This is a genomic window from Brevundimonas sp. AVps23W (assembly GCF_058681395.1).
On record NZ_CM178738.1, the window covers coordinates 54,943 to 70,973 of the forward strand.

The following is a 16,031-nucleotide window of genomic DNA, read 5'->3' on the forward strand; positions in this document are numbered from 1 at the left end:
GGACGCCCGCGGAAGCCGAGGGTGGACGCGTTGGATTTGCAAAATGGGTCAAAGACCGTGTTTCGCGCGCGCCGCCTCGACGATACGGCGGGCCGCATCGAAGGCCGCCTCTATACCCATGTCAGTGGTATCCAGCAAGACCGCGTCTTCCGCCTGGACCATCGGGGCTGACCCGCGACCGGCGTCGCGCTCGTCCCGGCGCTGGATATCGGCCAGCATCTCGTCGAAACCGATGTCGAAGCCGCGCGCCGTCAACTGTTTCCAGCGACGGTCGGCCCGGGTCTCAGGCGCGGCGGTGACGAACAGTTTGGCGGGTGCGTCAGGCGCGATCACCGTGCCGATGTCGCGCCCGTCCAGCACGGCGCCCCCGGCCTGGGCCGCGAAGGCCTGTTGCAGGTCCAGCAGGGCGGCGCGCACGCCGGGATGACCGGCGACGCGACTGGCCGCCTCGCCCGCCTCGCCGGTGGTCAGGCGGGGATCTTCGGACACGTCGGCGGCGTCCAGGGCCCGGGCGACCTGGGTCGCGGCCGCCTCGTCGTCCAGCGAACCGCCGGCCTCCAGCAGTTTGACGCCCACGGCGCGGTACAGCAGGCCGGTGTCCAGATGCGGCAGGCCATAGGTCCGCGCCAGCCGGGCGGCGATGGTGCCCTTGCCCGAGGCGGCCGGGCCGTCGACGGCGATGATCAGAGGCATCAGGCGGCGGAGTCCACGCGAACGGGGGCGAGGCGCAGCCCCAGGGCCTGCATCACCTTGAATATGGTCGAAAGCTCGGGCCGCCCCTCCTCGCTGAGCGCGCGATACAGGGCCGTGCGCGACAGTTCGGCGTCGCGCGCCATCTGGGTCATGCCCTTGGCCCGGGCGACGACGCCCAGGGCGTTGGTGATCAGGCGGGGATCCCCGAGTTCAGCGGCGGACTCGAACGACGCCACCAGAAACTCCTCGACCGCATCAGGCGTATCGAGGAAGTCGGCCGCGTCGAAGGGAACAGTCTCAATCGGCATTTCTCAACTCTCTCGCCAGAATCAGCGCCGCCTCGACGTCCCGTTTTTGGGACGACTTATCGCCGCCTCCAAGCACGACGACCCAGGTGCGGTTCCGCTGAAACGCATACACCCGATAGCCGGGGCCGACGTCGATCCGCAATTCGCTGACGCCTTCCCCGACAGGTTTGACGTCGCCCCAGTGTCCAAACTGAAGCCGGGTCAGCCGATCGGCGATCCTGGCGAGCGCTCGTGCGTCTCGCAGTCTTGAACGCCAGCTCACGAACTGCGGCGTCAGTTCTATTGCAACCCGCCCATTGTCGTCTATAGGCGACATCTCGTCAAGCGATCTGCCCGCCCAGGCCGTTCATCATCTCGACGAAGCCGGGGAAGCTGGTGGCGATCATGCCCGGTTCGTCGACCGAGACCGGTTGTTCGGCGGCCAGGCCCAGCACCAGATGGCTCATGGCGATGCGGTGATCGTGGGCGGTGTGGACGGTCGCGCCGCCCTTCACCGGGCCTCCAGTGACGATAAAGCCTTCCGGCTCCTCCTCCACCTGGACGCCGCAGGCCCGCAGGCCCTCGACCATCAGCGAGATCCGGTCGCTTTCCTTGACCCTCATCTCGCCCACGCCGCGCATAACGGTGACGCCTTCAGCAAAGGCGGCGGTGGCGGCGAGGATCGGATATTCGTCGATCATCGAGGCGGCGCGCGCTTCCGGCACGACCACGCCCTTCAGGGCCGAATAACGGGCGGTGATGTCGCCGACATCCTCGCCGCCCGCCTGACGCCGGTTCGAAATGATCAGGTCGGCGCCCATTTCGATCCAGGTGTCGAACAGGCCGGTGCGCAGGGGGTTCAGCATCACCCCCTCGACCGTCACCACCGAGCCCGGAACCACCAGACCCGCCGCCAGCGGGAAGGCGGCCGAGGACGGATCGCCCGGCACGGCGACGAAGGTCCCGGTCAGGGCCTGACCGCCCTTCAGCGTGACGGTCCAACCCTCGCCCACCTCCTCCACGCCGACCTCGGCGCCGAAGGCGCGCAGCATCCGTTCGGTGTGGTCGCGGCTCTTTTCCGGCTCCGTCACCGAGGTGACGCCCTGGGCGTTCAGCCCGGCCAGCAGGATGGCCGACTTGACCTGAGCCGAAGCGACGGTCTGCACATAGTCGATCGCGCTCAGGGTTCCGCCGGTCAGGGCGACCGGGAGTCGGTCCTCGGCCGCCAGCCAGCCGAACCGGGCGCCCATGTCGGCCAAAGGACCGGTGACGCGCTTCATCGGCCGCTTCCGCAGCGAGGCGTCGCCGTCGAAGGTCGCCGTCAGCGGATAGCCGGCGGCGGCCCCCATCAGAAGGCGCACCCCGGTGCCCGCGTTGCCGCAGTCGATCACGGACTGGGGCGTCTTGAAGCCGCCCGCCCCTTCGATCCGCCACTTCCCGTCGCCGGTCCGCTGGACCTTGGCGCCGAAGGCCTCGACCGCGCGGGCGGTGGCCAGGACGTCATCGCCTTCCAGCAAACCCTCGACCTCGGTGACGCCCGAGGCCATGCCGCCCAGAATCATCGAGCGGTGTGACATTGACTTGTCGCCGGGTGCGCGGACCGTTCCGGCAAGGGCGTCAGAGCGTCTGGCGGTCAGTTGAGACGGCATATTCACCCGCTTCAGGCTGTGTTGGGGAGGGAGCCGCGCGGGCGGCGCGAAAGACAGCTTTTGACAGCGGCTCCTAGGGGTGGCAAGGGACCGCCCCGAATTCAACCCGTTGAAGGTTCCAAACGTGGCCAATCCCGAACTGGGCGCCAAACAGGTTTGCCCGAACTGCCAGGCTAAGTTCTACGACCTGAACCGCCGCCCCGCCCACTGCCCCAAATGCGGCTCGGATTTCGATCCCGAAGAGGCGCTGAAGCTGCGCAGCCGTCGCGTCCGTCCCGGCTATCCCGCCGACGACGAGGACACGGACGATCAGGTCAAGGACAAGAAGGCCGAGTCCGACGAGGACGAGGAAGAAGAGATCCGGGCGCCGGAAATCGACGAGGAAGGCCATGAGCCGATCCTGACGCCGGACGACGATGACGACGCCCCGGCCGACGCCTCGGAAGAAGCCGGCATGGGCGCCACCGACGGCGACGACGACGATCTGGGCGACGATGACGACGACTCCGTGCCGTTCATCGAAGACGACGACGATGACTCCATCGACGACGAGATCGCCAAGCCGTCGCGCGACGACGACTGATCTTTTTTGTTGCGTCCGCCGCGTTTCCCTTTAGGGGAGACGCGGCAGGCGAACAGCCTTTCGAACCCTGTGTCGGGATTGAAATCGCTGCTGTTTTTCGCATCCGGAACCGATGTGAAAATAAATGTCGAAACGGGCTTGATCGAAAAAAAGCTCTGACATAGGTTCCGCCGCCTCGCCGGGGGCCATCGCAAGATGAACCGGGCGAACCAGACCGCAAGGTCCGGGGCTTTAGCTCAGTTGGTAGAGCGCTTGCATGGCATGCAAGAGGTCAGCGGTTCGACTCCGCTAAGCTCCACCAGTTTCCAGAAGCCCGGCTGTGAAAACAGCCGGGCTTCGTTGCATCTGGAACCTGAGCGGTTCGCCGCGCGCTTGCGCGTGATGACGTCTCCGCTCCAGGCCGGCCTCGAAACCCTCGACGACACCCAGATCATTCGCGTGGCGGGGGCCAGCGTCACCGTCGGCGGCCTGGTCAGCGGCCTGGTCATACTGCTGGTCGCCCTGATCGTCGCCCGGCTGGTGACGCGCGCCCTGCGGCGGGTCCGCGAACGGTCCGAACGCAGTCGGCAGGCCCTGTATCTGCTGGAGCGGCTGGCGGGTTACGCCATCATCATCGTGGGCCTCATGTCGGCCCTGTCGGCGGCGGGGCTGAACCTGTCGTCACTGGCGGTCTTCGCCGGCGCCCTGGGCATAGGCGTCGGTCTGGGCCTGCAAGGCGTGGTCAAGGAGTTCGTGTCCGGCCTGTTCCTGATCTTCGACCGTATGGTGTCGGTCGGGGACTATATCGAGATCGAGGACATCGGCATTCGCGGCGCCATCATGGAGATCGGGCCGCGCGCGACGCGGGTGCGGACCAATGACAACGTCAATGTCCTGGTGCCCAACTCGCGCTTCATCGAGCAGCCGGTGACCAACTGGACGCTGAAGGGCGACACCCGGCGCATCCACATCCCCTTCGCCGTCGCCTATGGGTCGGATCGGGGCAGGGTGCGAGAGGCGGTTCTGGCCTGCGCGCGGGCCAGCCCCTTCACCCTGCCCGAGACCGAGGCGCGCAAGAGCCAGGTCTGGCTGGTGGGGTTCGGCGACAAGGGGCTGGAGTTCGAACTGCTGGTCTGGCCGACGCGAGAGGCGGTCAAGCGGCCTGCGGCCATGCACGCGGCCTATACCTGGCTGATCGCCGACGCCCTGGACGGGGCCGGGATCGAGGTGCCCTTCCCCCAGACCGACCTGCGCATCCGCAGCGCTTTCGGCCTGGAGGGCGACGACGCCCTGGGGCGGCTGGGCTATGGTGGGGGCGCAGGTCCGACGCCGACCGCCCGGCCCCCGGCCTCGCCCTCTGCCCCAGTCCCGGCTGCCGGCAACGACGCCGCCGAGGATCTGATGATGGCCGAAGACGAGGACGGCCCCCTGGAACCGGCGCCCGGCCTGCCGCCGGGACGGACGGGGGGTTAGCGCCCCTCCTCCCGCCACCCTCGGGCTCGTCCCGAGGGCCCACCTGTCCGCCGCACGTCGAAGGGTGCGGGCCACCGGTCTCGACACGGGTTCGAACGACCGCGTCTGCATCAACCGTAGGCCCTCGGGACAAGCCCGAGGGTGACGGGTCTAATACTGGGCCTTGGCCCTCAGCCGGTAGGCGTGGAGCAACGGCTCAGTATAGCCGTTCGGCTGATCCACACCCTCGAACACCAGGGCGCGGGCGGCCTGGTAGGCCAGGCTGGCGTCCGGATCGGGCGCCATGGGCCGATAGAGGGGGTCGCCGGCGTTCTGGGCGTCGACCTTGGCCGCCATCCTCAGGAAGGCCGCATCCACCTGATCGGGGGTGCAGACGCCGTGCAACAGCCAGTTGGCGATATGCTGCGAGCTGATCCGCAGGGTGGCGCGGTCCTCCATCAGGCCGATGTCGTGGATGTCGGGCACCTTGGAACAGCCGACCCCCTGGTCGATCCAGCGGACGACATAGCCGAGGATGCCCTGGGCGTTGTTGTCCAGCTCGGCCGCCACCTCGTCCTCGGACCAGTTGACGCCGTTCGCCAGCGGCGGGGTCAGCAGATCGTCGAGACCCGGCGTCGGTCGGCTCGCGACCTCGGCCTGGACGGCGAAGACGTCCACTGCATGATAGTGGAGCGCGTGTAGGGTGGCGGCGGTCGGCGACGGGGTCCAGGCGGTGTTGGCGCCGGTCCTGGGGTGGGCGATCTTCTGCTCCAGCATGTCGGCCATCCGGTCGGGGGCGGCCCACATGCCCTTGCCGATCTGGGCCTTGCCCGACAGGCCGCATTTCAGGCCGATGGCGACGTTGCGCGCCTCATAGGCGGTGATCCAGGCGCTGGACTTGATGTCGGCCTTTCGCACCACCGGCCCAGCCTGCATGGCGGTGTGGATCTCGTCGCCGGTGCGGTCCAGGAAGCCGGTGTTGATGAAGACGATCCGGTCCTTCACCGCATGAATACAGGCCGCCAGATTGGCCGAGGTGCGGCGTTCTTCGTCCATCACCCCGACCTTGATCGTGTGACGCGGCAGGGCCAGCAAATCCTCGACCGCGTCGAACAGCCGGTCGGTGAAGCCAGCCTCGTCCGGCCCGTGCATCTTCGGCTTGACGATATAGACCGATCCGGTCGCGCTGTTGCCGAAGGCCCCGAGCCCCTTGATATCGTAGAGCGCGATCAGGGTGGTGACGACGGCGTCCATGATCCCTTCGGGCGCGTCGGAACCGTCGGTCAGACGGATGGCGGGCGTGGTCATCAGGTGGCCGACGTTGCGCACGAACAGCAGGCTGCGGCCCTTCAGGGTCACGTCGCCGCCCTGGGGCGCGGTCCAGCGCCGGTCGGGCTCCAGAGCGCGGGTCAGGGTCTCGCCGCCCTTCTTGAAGGTGGCGGCCAGGTCGCCGCGCATCAGGCCCAGCCAGTTGCGGTAGGCCTCGACCTTGTCGGCCGCGTCCACGGCGGCGACCGAGTCCTCCAGATCGACAATGGTGGTCAGGGCCGATTCCAGCACGACGTCGGCCAGGCCCGCCGGATCGGCGCGCCCGACCGGGTGCGACGGGTCGATCACCAGTTCGATGTGCAGGCCGTGGTGCGCCAGCAGGATGGAGGCGGGCGAGGCCGGATCTCCGACAAAGCCGACGAACTGGGCCGGCTCCTTCAGGGCGGGGACCAGGGCGCCCTCGACAACCGACCAGCCGGCGACATCGGCGTGCGAGCCTTCGGCCAGCGGCGCCGCCTCGTCCAGAAACGCCTTGGCGCGCGCCACGACCCGGGCGCCCCGCGCCGCGTCATAGCCGCCGCCGGTCGGCAGGTCGCCGAGCGCATCCGTGCCGTACAGGGCGTCATACAGGCTGCCCCAGCGGGCGTTGGCGGCGTTCAGCAGGAACCGCGCGTTCAGCACCGGAACGACCAGCTGCGACCCCGCCATGCGGGCGATCTCGGCGTCCACTCCCGTAGTGCCGATGGAGAAGGGCGCCGGTTCTTCGACCAGATAGCCGATCTCGCGCAGGAAGGTCTGGGACGCCGCCACATCGTAGGGCTGACCCCGACGCGCGGCGTGCCAGGCGTCGATCCGGGCTTGAAGGTCGTCACGCCGGGCCAGCAGGGCGCGGTTCTCCGGCGCGAACCGGTCAAAGACGGCCGTCGCGCCCGACCAGAAGCCCGCCGCATCCAGACCCAGTCCCGGAAGGACGTCTTGTTCGATCAGGGCCACGAGCTCGGCCGCAACCTTCAATCCGGCGCGATCTTCATAGGTGGTCATGGCGGCCCTTCTCCGGCGACGGCCGGGCTGTAACAATGCGTGATCACGTAAGCCGACCACGCCCGGCTTCGCAAGGGTCACGTCGCGTCAGCCCGTTCGCTTTTCGTCTAAGGCGCTCGCTTGCGGTCCGCGCGAGGGGCGTCATGATCCGGGCCATGACCCTGTTTCGCCCCCTTCGCCTGTACGGCGTCCTGTTTTCCAGCCTGGCGGTGGTGATCCTGGTCGCCCTGTTGATCCCGGCGGGACAGAGCGGATTGACCCGGATGGCCTATGGCTGGATCGCCGGGGTCGCGGTCTTCATCGCCGCCACCCTGGTCCGAATGGCCCTGGCGGAAGACGCTGACGCCATCAGAAGGCGGGCGGCGGCCCTCGACCAGACCGGCGTCGCCGTCCTCCCGCTCAGCCTGCTGGCGGCGGCGGCCAGCATCGTCGTCGTGGTCGGCGAGGCGCAGAGCGGCGGCTTTCCCTTGCGGAACGGCCTGTTGGCCTTGGGCACGGTCGCCCTGTCGTGGAGCTTCATCCATCTGATGTTTGCGCTCCACTACGCCCACGCCTTCTATCAGCAGGGCGAAGACGCCGAGGACCGGGGCGGATTGATCTTCCCCGGCGAGACCCAGCCCGACTACTGGGATTTTCTGCATTTCGCCCTGATCATCGGCGTGGCCTGCCAGACGGCCGATGTGCAGATCGCCGACCGGGGCATCCGGCGGCTGTCGAGCGTTCACAGCCTGACCGCCTTCGTCTTCAACACGGTGATCGTGGCCCTGGCGGTCAATCTGGCGGTAAGCGCCCTGGGCGCCGGCTAGCCGTTACGCCCGCCCCGTTCGGTCACAAAGGCTTAACCGCGTCCGTGAACCGGACCTCAAGCGAACTGTCATACATCGGAAGCACGGACGACATCGCGTCCGGTTCGCCAGAAGCGTTTCGCCCATGCTGTTTCTTCTGAACGATGTCGTGTTCGACCTGGACGAGGCCTGCCCGGTCACGCCTGCCGACGCGCGCCGGTTCGAGAAGCTGGGCTTCGACTATGTGCTGGAACTGGGCTGCGAACTGTTCGCCGAGGATCCGCTGCTTCACCGCAACGATCCCGCCCGCGCGCGCCGCCTAGCCTGGCTGATCGCCGAGCGCAGCCCGGACGTCAACGCGGCCCTGTTCGCGGCGCCGGCCGCAGGTTGCAACCCCGACCTGGTCGAGCCGCGCTTCTGCACCCTGCCCGATGCGGTCATGGGTCAGTTGCACGACAAGGGCCGTCGCCTCGACGCGATCGCCGCCGATCGCGCCGTCTGGAACCGTCTCGCCGCCTGAGACGGCCGTCTTAAACCGCCGTCAGAACGCCGTGAACAGCAGGTGCACGACGGCGGACACGGCGAAGATGAAGCCGAAGCCCATCACCAGTCCAAAAGCCGGATGCATCTTGCGGGGGCGTTCGAAGCGCGAACGGTCGAGACCGGAAACACGGTCTTCAGGATGGATAACAGCCATCGTCATTTCCTTTCCCTATGGTCCCGGTTTGACCCGGGAGGGGAGCGTCGGGCTCTGACGGCCTGATCGTCCTCCGACCCGACAATGACTCCAATAGCCCCTTGTGGCGAGGGGTTATTTGATCTGCGGCAAATGGTGCGCGGACCGGCAGGATTCTTCGCGTGATCTGCACGCGGCTCTTTACGACCCCGCACAACCTTTGCGACAACTCAGGGGTCGGGGGAGACGGGATTGTTCAAGTCCCGTTCGGCAGAAACGGGGAACAAGCCATGAAACGATCGGGACTGGGCGCCGTATTGGCGGCCGCCTTAGCGACGCTGAGTCTGACAGCGACAGCGGCGCGTGCCGATTGGCTGAAGGCAGAAAGCGAACGTTTCATCGTCTATAGCGAAGGCAGCGAACGGTCGCTCCGGGACTATGTCCAGAAGCTTGAGACCTTTGACCGCGTCATGCGCTATCGTTCGGGCCTGCCGATGAACGAGGCGCCCCCGCGCAAACTGCCCATCTATCTTGTCGGCTCTAGATCCGGTCTGCTCCGGGTCCATCCCGGTACAGCACCCAACGTCGTCGGCACCTATTTTCCGACCTCCGAGGACATATTCGCGGTCGCCATCCGCGGTGAAAACGACGAGGTGCTGCTGCACGAATACGTCCACCACTTCATGCTCGGCAGCGCCCCCGCCGCCTACCCCGGCTGGTTCGTCGAGGGTTTTGCCGAATATTACATGACGGCCGACATAGCGGGCGACGAGATCAAACTGGGAGGCTTCAGCGACAATCGCGCCTATTGGCTCATCAATGGGACCTGGATTCCGCTCGAGGTTCTGCTGCGAACGCGGCCCGGCGAGGTCACGCGCAGCAGTTACCGAGAGACCTATTATCCACTCGCATGGCTGTTGACCCACTGGTTCTTCAGCGACCCCGAACGTTCGCGGCAACTGGGCGCCTATCTCGCGGACGTTTCAGCTGGCGGCGATCCGGTCGAGGCCATGGAGACCGCCACGGGCATGAGCCTGACCGAGCTGCGCTCGGAACTTCGGAAGTATATGACGAGCCGACGGCTGATGGGCCGCACCATCAAAGGTGACTTTCCGACGGCCGACATCGTCGTCACCCGCCTGCCCAAGTCGGCGAATGATCTGCTGCTAATCAACCAGAGACTGAAGATCGGCGTGGAGGATGAGGATCGGGCCGAACTGGGCCAGGAAGTGGCGCGGATATCGGCCCGCTACGGCGACGACCCGCTGGCCTTGTTGGCCGCCGGTCACGCCGGCATGCATTTTGGCGACCGCCCAGCCGGAGAGCGCGCCTTGCAAAGGTTGATCGAGCTGGAGCCCGACAATGTCGAGGCCTTGCAGTTCCTGGCACAGGAGCGCCTGCGCCAAGCGCGCGATGTCGAGGACCTGGCCGAAAGCACCGCATTGAAGCGCGAGGCGAGAATCTATCTGGGCCGCGCCTACGCCGCTGCGAACAACGACTATCGGACCCTGATGCTGATCGGCGAGATGAGAAGCGGAGAGCCGGGCTATCCCAATGAAAACGACATGCTGACGCTGGGCCTCGCCTTCGACCGGGCGCCGCAGTTGGCCGAGGTGCGCCTGAGCTACGCCGCCGCCTTGATCGAAACCGAGGAGAAGGACGAGGCGATCAGTGTGCTCAAACCGTTGGCGAATAATCCGCACGGCGGCGGCGCGGCGGATGTGGCGGCGCGGATGATCGCCGCGCTCGAGGGCGGGGAGCCGCTGCCCACGCTCGAAGAGCCGACTGACGGCGCAACAGCCTCCCAGCCCGAGGCTCCATCGGAAGACAGCCCTCAATCGCCCCCGGCGCCCGCCAGCGAGTGACTTTCTCAGCCGGGCGCGCTAGTCGCGCGCCATGACACTGACACTGCCCGAGGAGGCGGCTCGCCGCCGGACCTTCGCCATCATCGCCCACCCGGATGCGGGCAAGACGACCCTGACCGAGCATATCCTGCTGGCCGGCGGCGCAATCCGCGCGGCCGGGGCCGTGCGGGCGCGCGGTGAGAACCGGCGGACGCGGTCCGACTGGATGAAGATCGAGAAGGAGCGGGGCATCTCCGTCAGCGCCTCGGTCATGACGTTCGAGCACGACGGCAAGATGTTCAACCTGCTCGATACGCCTGGGCACGAGGACTTTTCCGAAGACACCTATCGCACCCTGACCGCCGCCGACTGCGCCATCATGGTGCTGGACGCCGCCAAGGGGATCGAGCCGCAGACGCTGAAACTGTTCGAAGTCTGCCGGCTGCGCGACATTCCGATCATCACCTTCATCAACAAGCTGGACCGCGAGGCCCAGGACCCGATGACCCTTTTGGACGACATAGCCAGCCGCCTTCAGTTGGATCCGGCGCCCATCTGGTGGCCGGCCGAGAGCGGCAATCGTCTGCGCGGCATGGTCGAGGTCGGCACCGGCCGGTTCCAGCCCTATACCCGCAAGATCGCCGGTTCAGCCGAGGATCCCGAACACCCCGCCGCCCTGCCGCTGGACCAGGCGGCGCAATATTTCGAGGCGGGCGAGCAGGACAATCTGGCCGAGGCGGTCGAACTGGTCGAGGGCGGCTATCCGGCCTTTGACCGTCAGGCCTTCCTGGAAGGCCATATGACGCCGGTGCTGTGGGGGTCGGCCCTGCGCCACTTCGGCATCGACGAACTGCTGAAGGCCATCGGCGACTGGGCCCCGGCGCCCAAGGTGATGAAGGCGAGGAAGGAATCTCCCCCCGAGACCCGCAACGCCCCCGCCCCCGTCGATACGGTGGTCGAGCCCGGCGCCGACGAGGTCACCGGCTTCGTCTTCAAGGTCCAGGCCAATATGGACCCCAACCACCGCGACCGGATCGCCATGTTCCGCATGGCCTCGGGCGCCTTTAAGCGCGGCATGAAGCTGAAGGTGCAGAACACGGGCAAGGCCCTGTCGGTCAATGCGCCGATCATGTTCTTCGCCAGCGACCGCGAACTGGCCGACGACGCCTTCGCCGGCGACGTGATCGGCATTCCCAACCACGGCGTGCTGCGCGTCGGCGACAGCCTGTCGGAGAGCGGCGTGGTGCGGTTCGCCGGCCTGCCCAACTTCGCGCCGGAAATCTTGCAACGGGTGCGGGTCAAGGATCCGCTGAAGGCCAAACACCTGAAGAAGGCGCTGGAAGGCCTGGCCGAAGAAGGCGTGACCCAGCTGTTCCGCCCCGAGATCGGCTCGGACTTCATTGTCGGCGCCGTGGGCCAGCTGCAGTTCGAGGTCATGGCCGACCGTCTGGGCGAGGAATACGGCCTGGACGTCATCTTCGAACCCAGCCCCTATGCCGAGGCCCGCTGGGTCACTCCAGCCTCGGGGGGCTCGGATACAGATATCGAGGATTTCTCGGGCAAATATCGCCCCCAGATGGCCCGCGACATCGACCAGGCCCCGGTCTTCCTGGCCAAGTCCAGCTGGGAGACAGGCTATGTCGGCGAACGCTTCCCCAAGGTGGCCTTCACCAAGACCAAGGAGCGGGGTTAACCCCGCGCCATCGCGTCCTCGATGACCCTGGTCGCCTTGTCCGGGCCCAGGCCATAGGCGACGGCGGCGCGGTATTTGCCGTCGGGCCCCATTAGATAGACGGTCAGGGAGTGGTTCATCGTGTAACCCTCGCCTTCGCCGACCTTCTCGTAATAGGCCCGGTAGGCCTTGGCCGCCTGGGCGATCTGGTCCGGCGCGCCGGTCAGGCCGATGGCGCCCTTGGGAAAGCCGTCGGATGACAGATAGTCCTTCAGCTGCTGGGGCGTGTCGCGTTCGGGGTCGATGCTGACGAAGACGATCTGGAGATCGTCCGCCTTGTCGCCCAGCCGTTGCTGCACGGCGGCCATTTCGGCCAAGGTGGTGGGGCAGAATTCGGGGCAGTAGGTGAAGCCGAAGAAGACCAGGCTCCATTTGCCGTTCAGCATCGTCTGATCGACCGGCTGTCCGTCCTGGTTCACCAGCTGGAAATCGCCGCCGACCAGCGGCTGTCCGGTGGAGCCGATCTCGCCGGTGGCGGGCGCGCGGCTGGACACCACCACCACGGTGACGATGGCGAGAGCCGCAGCAATCGCAAGACAGGCGCCTGCGAACAGCAGGATGGAACGACGCGGCATGACGACCTCTGACGAAAACCTCGGACCCGGTCTATAGAAGGCCCGTGACATCGACAGAAGACCGCATCGCGCCGCATGCGCCCCCCTTCTCGTCCGAGGGGGGGCTGTCCGACGCGGGCTGGCGCGACGCGCCGCGCCGGGGCCGCGGCTTTTCGCTGCGCACCCTGATCGTCCTGCGCTGGTTGACCATCCTGGGGCAGAGCGCCGCCATACTGACGGCGTCGCAGGGTCTGCACTTTCCCCTGCCGCTCTGGCCCTGTCTGATCGTCATCGCCGTCAGCGCCGCCGTGAACGTCGGAGCCATGGCGCGGGTGCGCCGGCTGGAGGCCAGCCTGCCGGACGGGCGAACCACGGCCATTCATCTGGGCTTCGACATCTTCCAGCTGGGTCTGTTGCTGGGCCTGACGGGCGGGCTGGAGAACCCCTTCTGCCTGTTGCTGGTGGCGCCGGTGACCATCGCGGCGGCGGCCCTGCCCGCGCGCCAGGCCGTGACCCTGGGCCTGCTGGCCCTGATCGCCGTGGGGGTGCTGTTCTTCTGGTCCGAACCCCTGCCCTGGCGGCCCGGCGAGAATTTCCACCTGCCCCTGCTCTATCGGCTGGGCATGGTCATGGCCCTGGTGACGGGGGTGGTCTTCACCGCCGGCTATGCGTGGCGGGTGGCGGCTGATGCGGAAAAGCTGGAACTGGCCCTGGCCACGACCCAGGACGTGCTGCAACGCGAGCAGCGGCTGGCGGCCCTGGGCGGACTGGCGGCGGCGGCGGCGCATGAGCTGGGCACGCCGCTGGCCACCATTCAGGTCGTGGCCAAGGAGCTGCAACGCGCCTCGGCCCCTGACAGCGAGGCGGCCGAGGACGCCGCCCTGATCCTGCAACAGGCCGAGCGCTGCCGGGGCATACTGACCCAACTCTCGCAACAGCCCGAGGGCGACGACGCCCTCTATGCCGACGTCGCGCTGAAGGCCCTGCTGGAAGAGGTGGTCGAGCCGCACCGGGGCTTCGACCTGGTGTTCGAGGTTCTGGTCAAGACGCCCCCAGGCCAGCCGGCGCCGCGCGTGCGCCGCCTGCCGGAGGTGGTGCACGGCCTGTCCACCCTGGTCGAGAACGCCGCCGACTTTGCAGCCTCCACCGTGCGGGTCCAGGCCCTGGTCGACGCCGGCTGGATCGAGATCGCCATCCTGGACGACGGACCGGGCTTTCCCAGCGACATCCTGCCCCGGCTGGGCGAGCCCTATGTGACCAGCCGGCCCCACGGCAAGGCGCGCCTGGCCCTGGCGGCCCAGATCGCCGCCGCCACATCCCGGTCCCGCGACGCCCGTGCAGAGACCGCCATCGCCCCCAGCCAGGGCGGCATGGGCCTGGGCTTCTTCATCGCCCGCACCCTGCTGGAGCGGACCGGCGGGGTTGTCAGCGTCGGCCAGGGTCTGCCCCGCCCGGAAGCCTCGCCCGAGGGCCGCAGCCCCCCGCGCGGCGCCCGCGTGGGGGTGCGGTGGGCGCGTCCGGCGCTGGAGGTGGCGGCATGAAAAGGTCCGGCGCGGCCTGACCTGCGTATTGGGTCGAAGAGTCGCAGGGGCGAACCTTGGCCTTGACCCGGACGCGACCGGTCCCGACTTGAAGCAGCAGGAGAACAGAATGTCCGAACTCGAGACCCGTATCGCCGCCCTGCCCGACAAGTCGCTGCTGTTGCTCGACGACGACCAGGCCCTGCGCACCCGGATGGGGCGGGCTCTGGAATCACGCGGCTTCGAAGTCACCACCGCCGGGTCCGTCGCCGAGGCCACCCAGTTGCTGCGCGACAAGGCGCCGGCCTTCGCCGTTCTGGACATGCGGTTGGACGACGGCAACGGCCTGAAGGTGGTCGAGGCGGTGCGCGAGAAGCGCGAGGACGCCCGCATCGTCATGCTGACCGGCTATGGCGCCATCGCCACCGCCGTCGCGGCGGTCAAGGCCGGGGCGGTCGATTACCTGTCCAAGCCCGCCGACGCCGACGACGTGGTCAAGGCTCTGCTGGCCACCGCCGACGAGGCGCCCGAGCCGCCCGACAATCCGATGAGCGCCGACCGGGTCCGCTGGGAGCATATCCAGCGGGTCTACGAGCTGTGCGACCACAATGTCTCGGAGACCGCGCGCCGCCTGGGCATGCACCGCCGCACCCTGCAACGGATCCTGGCCAAGCGCGCCCCGCGGTAGATCTAGCCGGACTTGCCCAGCAGCCCGGTCAGCCGGGCCAGCTGCGGCTTGACCATCGGCATGGTCAGCATGGTGGAGCCCACAGCCATCAGCAGCAGGGCGGTGAAGGTCTCGTTGGTGATGATCTGCTTGTCCAACAGGATGTTGGCGAAGATGATCATGATCAAGGCCTTGGTCTGAAGCAGCCAGCCGATGATCGAGGCCTCGCCCTTCTCCCACTTCAGGATACGGCCGGCCATATGCACCCCGGCCAGCTTGCCCGCCACCGAGGCGACCAGCAGCACCCCCGCCGCCGCGAACACCGCCACCCCGCCGACGTCCCACTGGGTCCGCAGGCCCGTGCTCAGGAAGAAGACCGGCATCACCGCCAGCAGGATGTGATTGCGGAACAGGTCCATCTTGGCCTGATCGAACCAGCGGTGATCCAGCACCGCCCCGGCCAAAAACGCCCCCACCATGAAGTGCAGCCCCGACCAGTCGCCGGCGAAACCGCAGGCGGCCAGCCAGATCAGGGCCACATACCAGCGGTCCGATTCCGGCAGACGCTTCATCAGCCATCGCACCGCCCAGGCCGCCACGGCGAACCCGACCAGAAACCCGACCTGACGCCCCACCCGTTCCCAGTCCAGCAGGATCAGGGCCAGCACCCCCCAGATCGCCACATCGTCCAGGCTGGCGTAGCGCAGGATCCGCTGGCCGATCGGCTGGCGCAGGATCTCCAGCTTCTCCATGAACAGGATCAGGATCGGCAGGGCGGTGACCGCGCAGGCCATGCCGATGCCCAGCACCACCTGCCAGGTCTGACCCTGCGGCCCCGTCCAGCCTGGGAATTGCAGCATGCCGATGGCCGCCAGGGCGCCCAGGGCCAGGGGCGCCAGCAGGGCCAGCCCCGAGGTGACCGCCGTCTCGCCCCGTTTCTCCCAGGCCTGATGCAGGTCCAGCTCCAGACCGGCGATGAAGACGAAGATCATCACCGCCCACCAGGCCACGCCGTTCAGGGCCGTGATCACCTGAGGATTGAACACCGTGGCGTAATAGGCCGGGAACACCGCCCCCAGCACGCCGGGTCCCAGCAGGATGCCGCCGATGATCTGCACCACCACCAGGGGCGCATAGTGATCGGTCTTCAGCCCGCGCCAGATCAGATAGGGCGCGCTGAAGATGATCAGCATGGCGACCAGATACAGCTCGGTCGTGTTCATCGCGTGATGCACCACACCCCTCCCAAGGCGACGCTTCTGTCCCTGCACCGCCGCTCTCGCCTGGCGTCGCGTCGCCG

The 16,031-nt window shown here is 67.6% G+C and carries 16 protein-coding genes and 1 tRNA gene; 9 read left to right on the forward strand and 8 right to left on the reverse strand.

Features of this window, described 5'->3' with window-relative positions; all coding sequences use genetic code 11:
- Positions 1–48: 48 nt before the first annotated feature.
- From cmk to aroA, 4 genes are read right to left on the reverse strand one after another with little or no spacing between them, the layout of a single operon-like run.
- The gene (gene cmk / locus ACW177_RS00265; protein ID WP_492026683.1) at positions 49–693 is read right to left on the reverse strand and encodes a (d)CMP kinase; all 645 of its coding nucleotides are present in this window, start codon (positions 691–693) and stop codon (positions 49–51) included.
- On the reverse strand, positions 693–1,001 hold the full coding sequence (locus ACW177_RS00270; protein ID WP_492026684.1) for an addiction module antidote protein: 309 nt from the start codon (positions 999–1,001) through the stop codon (positions 693–695). The genes cmk and ACW177_RS00270 overlap by 1 nt, the downstream gene beginning before the upstream one ends.
- Positions 991–1,317 (reverse strand): type II toxin-antitoxin system RelE/ParE family toxin, encoded by a 327-nt coding sequence (locus tag ACW177_RS00275; RefSeq protein WP_492026685.1) that lies wholly within the window; start codon positions 1,315–1,317, stop codon positions 991–993. The genes ACW177_RS00270 and ACW177_RS00275 overlap by 11 nt, the downstream gene beginning before the upstream one ends.
- A gap of 4 nt (positions 1,318–1,321) precedes the next feature.
- Entirely contained in the window at positions 1,322–2,629 is a 1,308-nt protein-coding gene (aroA, locus tag ACW177_RS00280) for a 3-phosphoshikimate 1-carboxyvinyltransferase (RefSeq protein ID WP_492026686.1), read from the reverse strand.
- A 124-nt stretch (positions 2,630–2,753) separates the two neighbouring features.
- Between aroA and ACW177_RS00285 the strand changes: the two genes are divergently transcribed.
- From ACW177_RS00285 to ACW177_RS00295, 3 genes are all read left to right on the forward strand, one after another.
- Positions 2,754–3,212, forward strand: coding sequence for a TIGR02300 family protein (locus ACW177_RS00285; RefSeq protein ID WP_492026687.1), 459 nt, complete (start codon positions 2,754–2,756; stop codon positions 3,210–3,212).
- A 225-nt stretch (positions 3,213–3,437) separates the two neighbouring features.
- A tRNA-Ala gene (locus ACW177_RS00290) sits at positions 3,438–3,513 on the forward strand.
- A gap of 80 nt (positions 3,514–3,593) precedes the next feature.
- Positions 3,594–4,664, forward strand: a complete 1,071-nt coding sequence (locus ACW177_RS00295; protein WP_492026688.1) for a mechanosensitive ion channel family protein — start codon at positions 3,594–3,596, stop codon at positions 4,662–4,664.
- 150 nt (positions 4,665–4,814) lie between these two features.
- On the opposite strand, the gene ACW177_RS00300 is transcribed toward ACW177_RS00295, so the two are convergent.
- A complete protein-coding gene (locus ACW177_RS00300) occupies positions 4,815–6,953 on the reverse strand; it encodes a malate synthase G (protein ID WP_492026689.1) in 2,139 nt (712 codons plus the stop codon).
- Between the two features lie 155 nt (positions 6,954–7,108).
- Here ACW177_RS00300 and ACW177_RS00305 point away from each other — a divergent pair, with 155 nt between their 5' ends.
- Both ACW177_RS00305 and ACW177_RS00310 read left to right on the forward strand, forming a co-directional pair.
- Complete coding sequence (locus tag ACW177_RS00305) at positions 7,109–7,759, forward strand: DUF1345 domain-containing protein (RefSeq protein WP_492026690.1); 651 nt, start codon at positions 7,109–7,111, stop codon at positions 7,757–7,759.
- A 124-nt stretch (positions 7,760–7,883) separates the two neighbouring features.
- Entirely contained in the window at positions 7,884–8,258 is a 375-nt protein-coding gene (locus ACW177_RS00310; RefSeq protein ID WP_492026691.1) for a hypothetical protein, read from the forward strand.
- A 21-nt stretch (positions 8,259–8,279) separates the two neighbouring features.
- On the opposite strand, the gene ACW177_RS00315 is transcribed toward ACW177_RS00310, so the two are convergent.
- Positions 8,280–8,435 (reverse strand): hypothetical protein, encoded by a 156-nt coding sequence (locus tag ACW177_RS00315; protein WP_492026692.1) that lies wholly within the window; start codon positions 8,433–8,435, stop codon positions 8,280–8,282.
- A 269-nt stretch (positions 8,436–8,704) separates the two neighbouring features.
- Between ACW177_RS00315 and ACW177_RS00320 the strand changes: the two genes are divergently transcribed.
- Together ACW177_RS00320 and ACW177_RS00325 are read left to right on the forward strand one after the other, a co-directional pair.
- Complete coding sequence (locus tag ACW177_RS00320; RefSeq protein ID WP_492026693.1) at positions 8,705–10,279, forward strand: tetratricopeptide repeat protein; 1,575 nt, start codon at positions 8,705–8,707, stop codon at positions 10,277–10,279.
- Between the two features lie 31 nt (positions 10,280–10,310).
- Positions 10,311–11,951: a peptide chain release factor 3 gene (locus tag ACW177_RS00325; RefSeq protein ID WP_492026694.1), complete on the forward strand. Its 1,641-nt coding sequence runs from the start codon at positions 10,311–10,313 to the stop codon at positions 11,949–11,951.
- Here ACW177_RS00325 and ACW177_RS00330 read toward each other — a convergent pair.
- Positions 11,948–12,565 (reverse strand): SCO family protein, encoded by a 618-nt coding sequence (locus tag ACW177_RS00330; RefSeq protein WP_492026695.1) that lies wholly within the window; start codon positions 12,563–12,565, stop codon positions 11,948–11,950. The two genes, ACW177_RS00325 and ACW177_RS00330, sit on opposite strands and share 4 nt — an antisense overlap.
- A gap of 44 nt (positions 12,566–12,609) precedes the next feature.
- On the opposite strand from ACW177_RS00330, the gene ACW177_RS00335 reads away from it, so the two are divergent.
- Positions 12,610–14,085, forward strand: coding sequence for an ActS/PrrB/RegB family redox-sensitive histidine kinase (locus ACW177_RS00335; RefSeq protein WP_492026696.1), 1,476 nt, complete (start codon positions 12,610–12,612; stop codon positions 14,083–14,085).
- 109 nt (positions 14,086–14,194) lie between these two features.
- Entirely contained in the window at positions 14,195–14,752 is a 558-nt protein-coding gene (locus ACW177_RS00340; RefSeq protein ID WP_492026697.1) for an ActR/PrrA/RegA family redox response regulator transcription factor, read from the forward strand.
- 2 nt (positions 14,753–14,754) lie between these two features.
- On the opposite strand, the gene ACW177_RS00345 is transcribed toward ACW177_RS00340, so the two are convergent.
- Complete coding sequence (locus tag ACW177_RS00345; RefSeq protein ID WP_492026698.1) at positions 14,755–15,966, reverse strand: cation:proton antiporter; 1,212 nt, start codon at positions 15,964–15,966, stop codon at positions 14,755–14,757.
- Positions 15,967–16,031: the final 65 nt, after the last annotated feature.

Bases quoted from the DNA above. Each gene is read 5' to 3' on its own strand.
- ACW177_RS00330 (WP_492026695.1), bottom strand. From the start codon at position 12,565: ATGCCGCGTCGTTCCATCCTGCTGTTCGCAGGCGCCTGTCTTGCGATT.
- ACW177_RS00320 (WP_492026693.1), top strand. From the start codon at position 8,705: ATGAAACGATCGGGACTGGGCGCCGTATTGGCGGCCGCCTTAGCGACG.
- aroA (WP_492026686.1), bottom strand. From the start codon at position 2,629: ATGCCGTCTCAACTGACCGCCAGACGCTCTGACGCCCTTGCCGGAACG.
- ACW177_RS00275 (WP_492026685.1), bottom strand. From the start codon at position 1,317: ATGTCGCCTATAGACGACAATGGGCGGGTTGCAATAGAACTGACGCCG.
- ACW177_RS00300 (WP_492026689.1), bottom strand. From the start codon at position 6,953: ATGACCACCTATGAAGATCGCGCCGGATTGAAGGTTGCGGCCGAGCTC.
- cmk (WP_492026683.1), bottom strand. From the start codon at position 693: ATGCCTCTGATCATCGCCGTCGACGGCCCGGCCGCCTCGGGCAAGGGC.
- ACW177_RS00325 (WP_492026694.1), top strand. From the start codon at position 10,311: ATGACACTGACACTGCCCGAGGAGGCGGCTCGCCGCCGGACCTTCGCC.
- ACW177_RS00315 (WP_492026692.1), bottom strand. From the start codon at position 8,435: ATGGCTGTTATCCATCCTGAAGACCGTGTTTCCGGTCTCGACCGTTCG.
- ACW177_RS00305 (WP_492026690.1), top strand. From the start codon at position 7,109: ATGACCCTGTTTCGCCCCCTTCGCCTGTACGGCGTCCTGTTTTCCAGC.
- ACW177_RS00340 (WP_492026697.1), top strand. From the start codon at position 14,195: ATGTCCGAACTCGAGACCCGTATCGCCGCCCTGCCCGACAAGTCGCTG.
- ACW177_RS00295 (WP_492026688.1), top strand. From the start codon at position 3,594: ATGACGTCTCCGCTCCAGGCCGGCCTCGAAACCCTCGACGACACCCAG.
- ACW177_RS00270 (WP_492026684.1), bottom strand. From the start codon at position 1,001: ATGCCGATTGAGACTGTTCCCTTCGACGCGGCCGACTTCCTCGATACG.
- ACW177_RS00310 (WP_492026691.1), top strand. From the start codon at position 7,884: ATGCTGTTTCTTCTGAACGATGTCGTGTTCGACCTGGACGAGGCCTGC.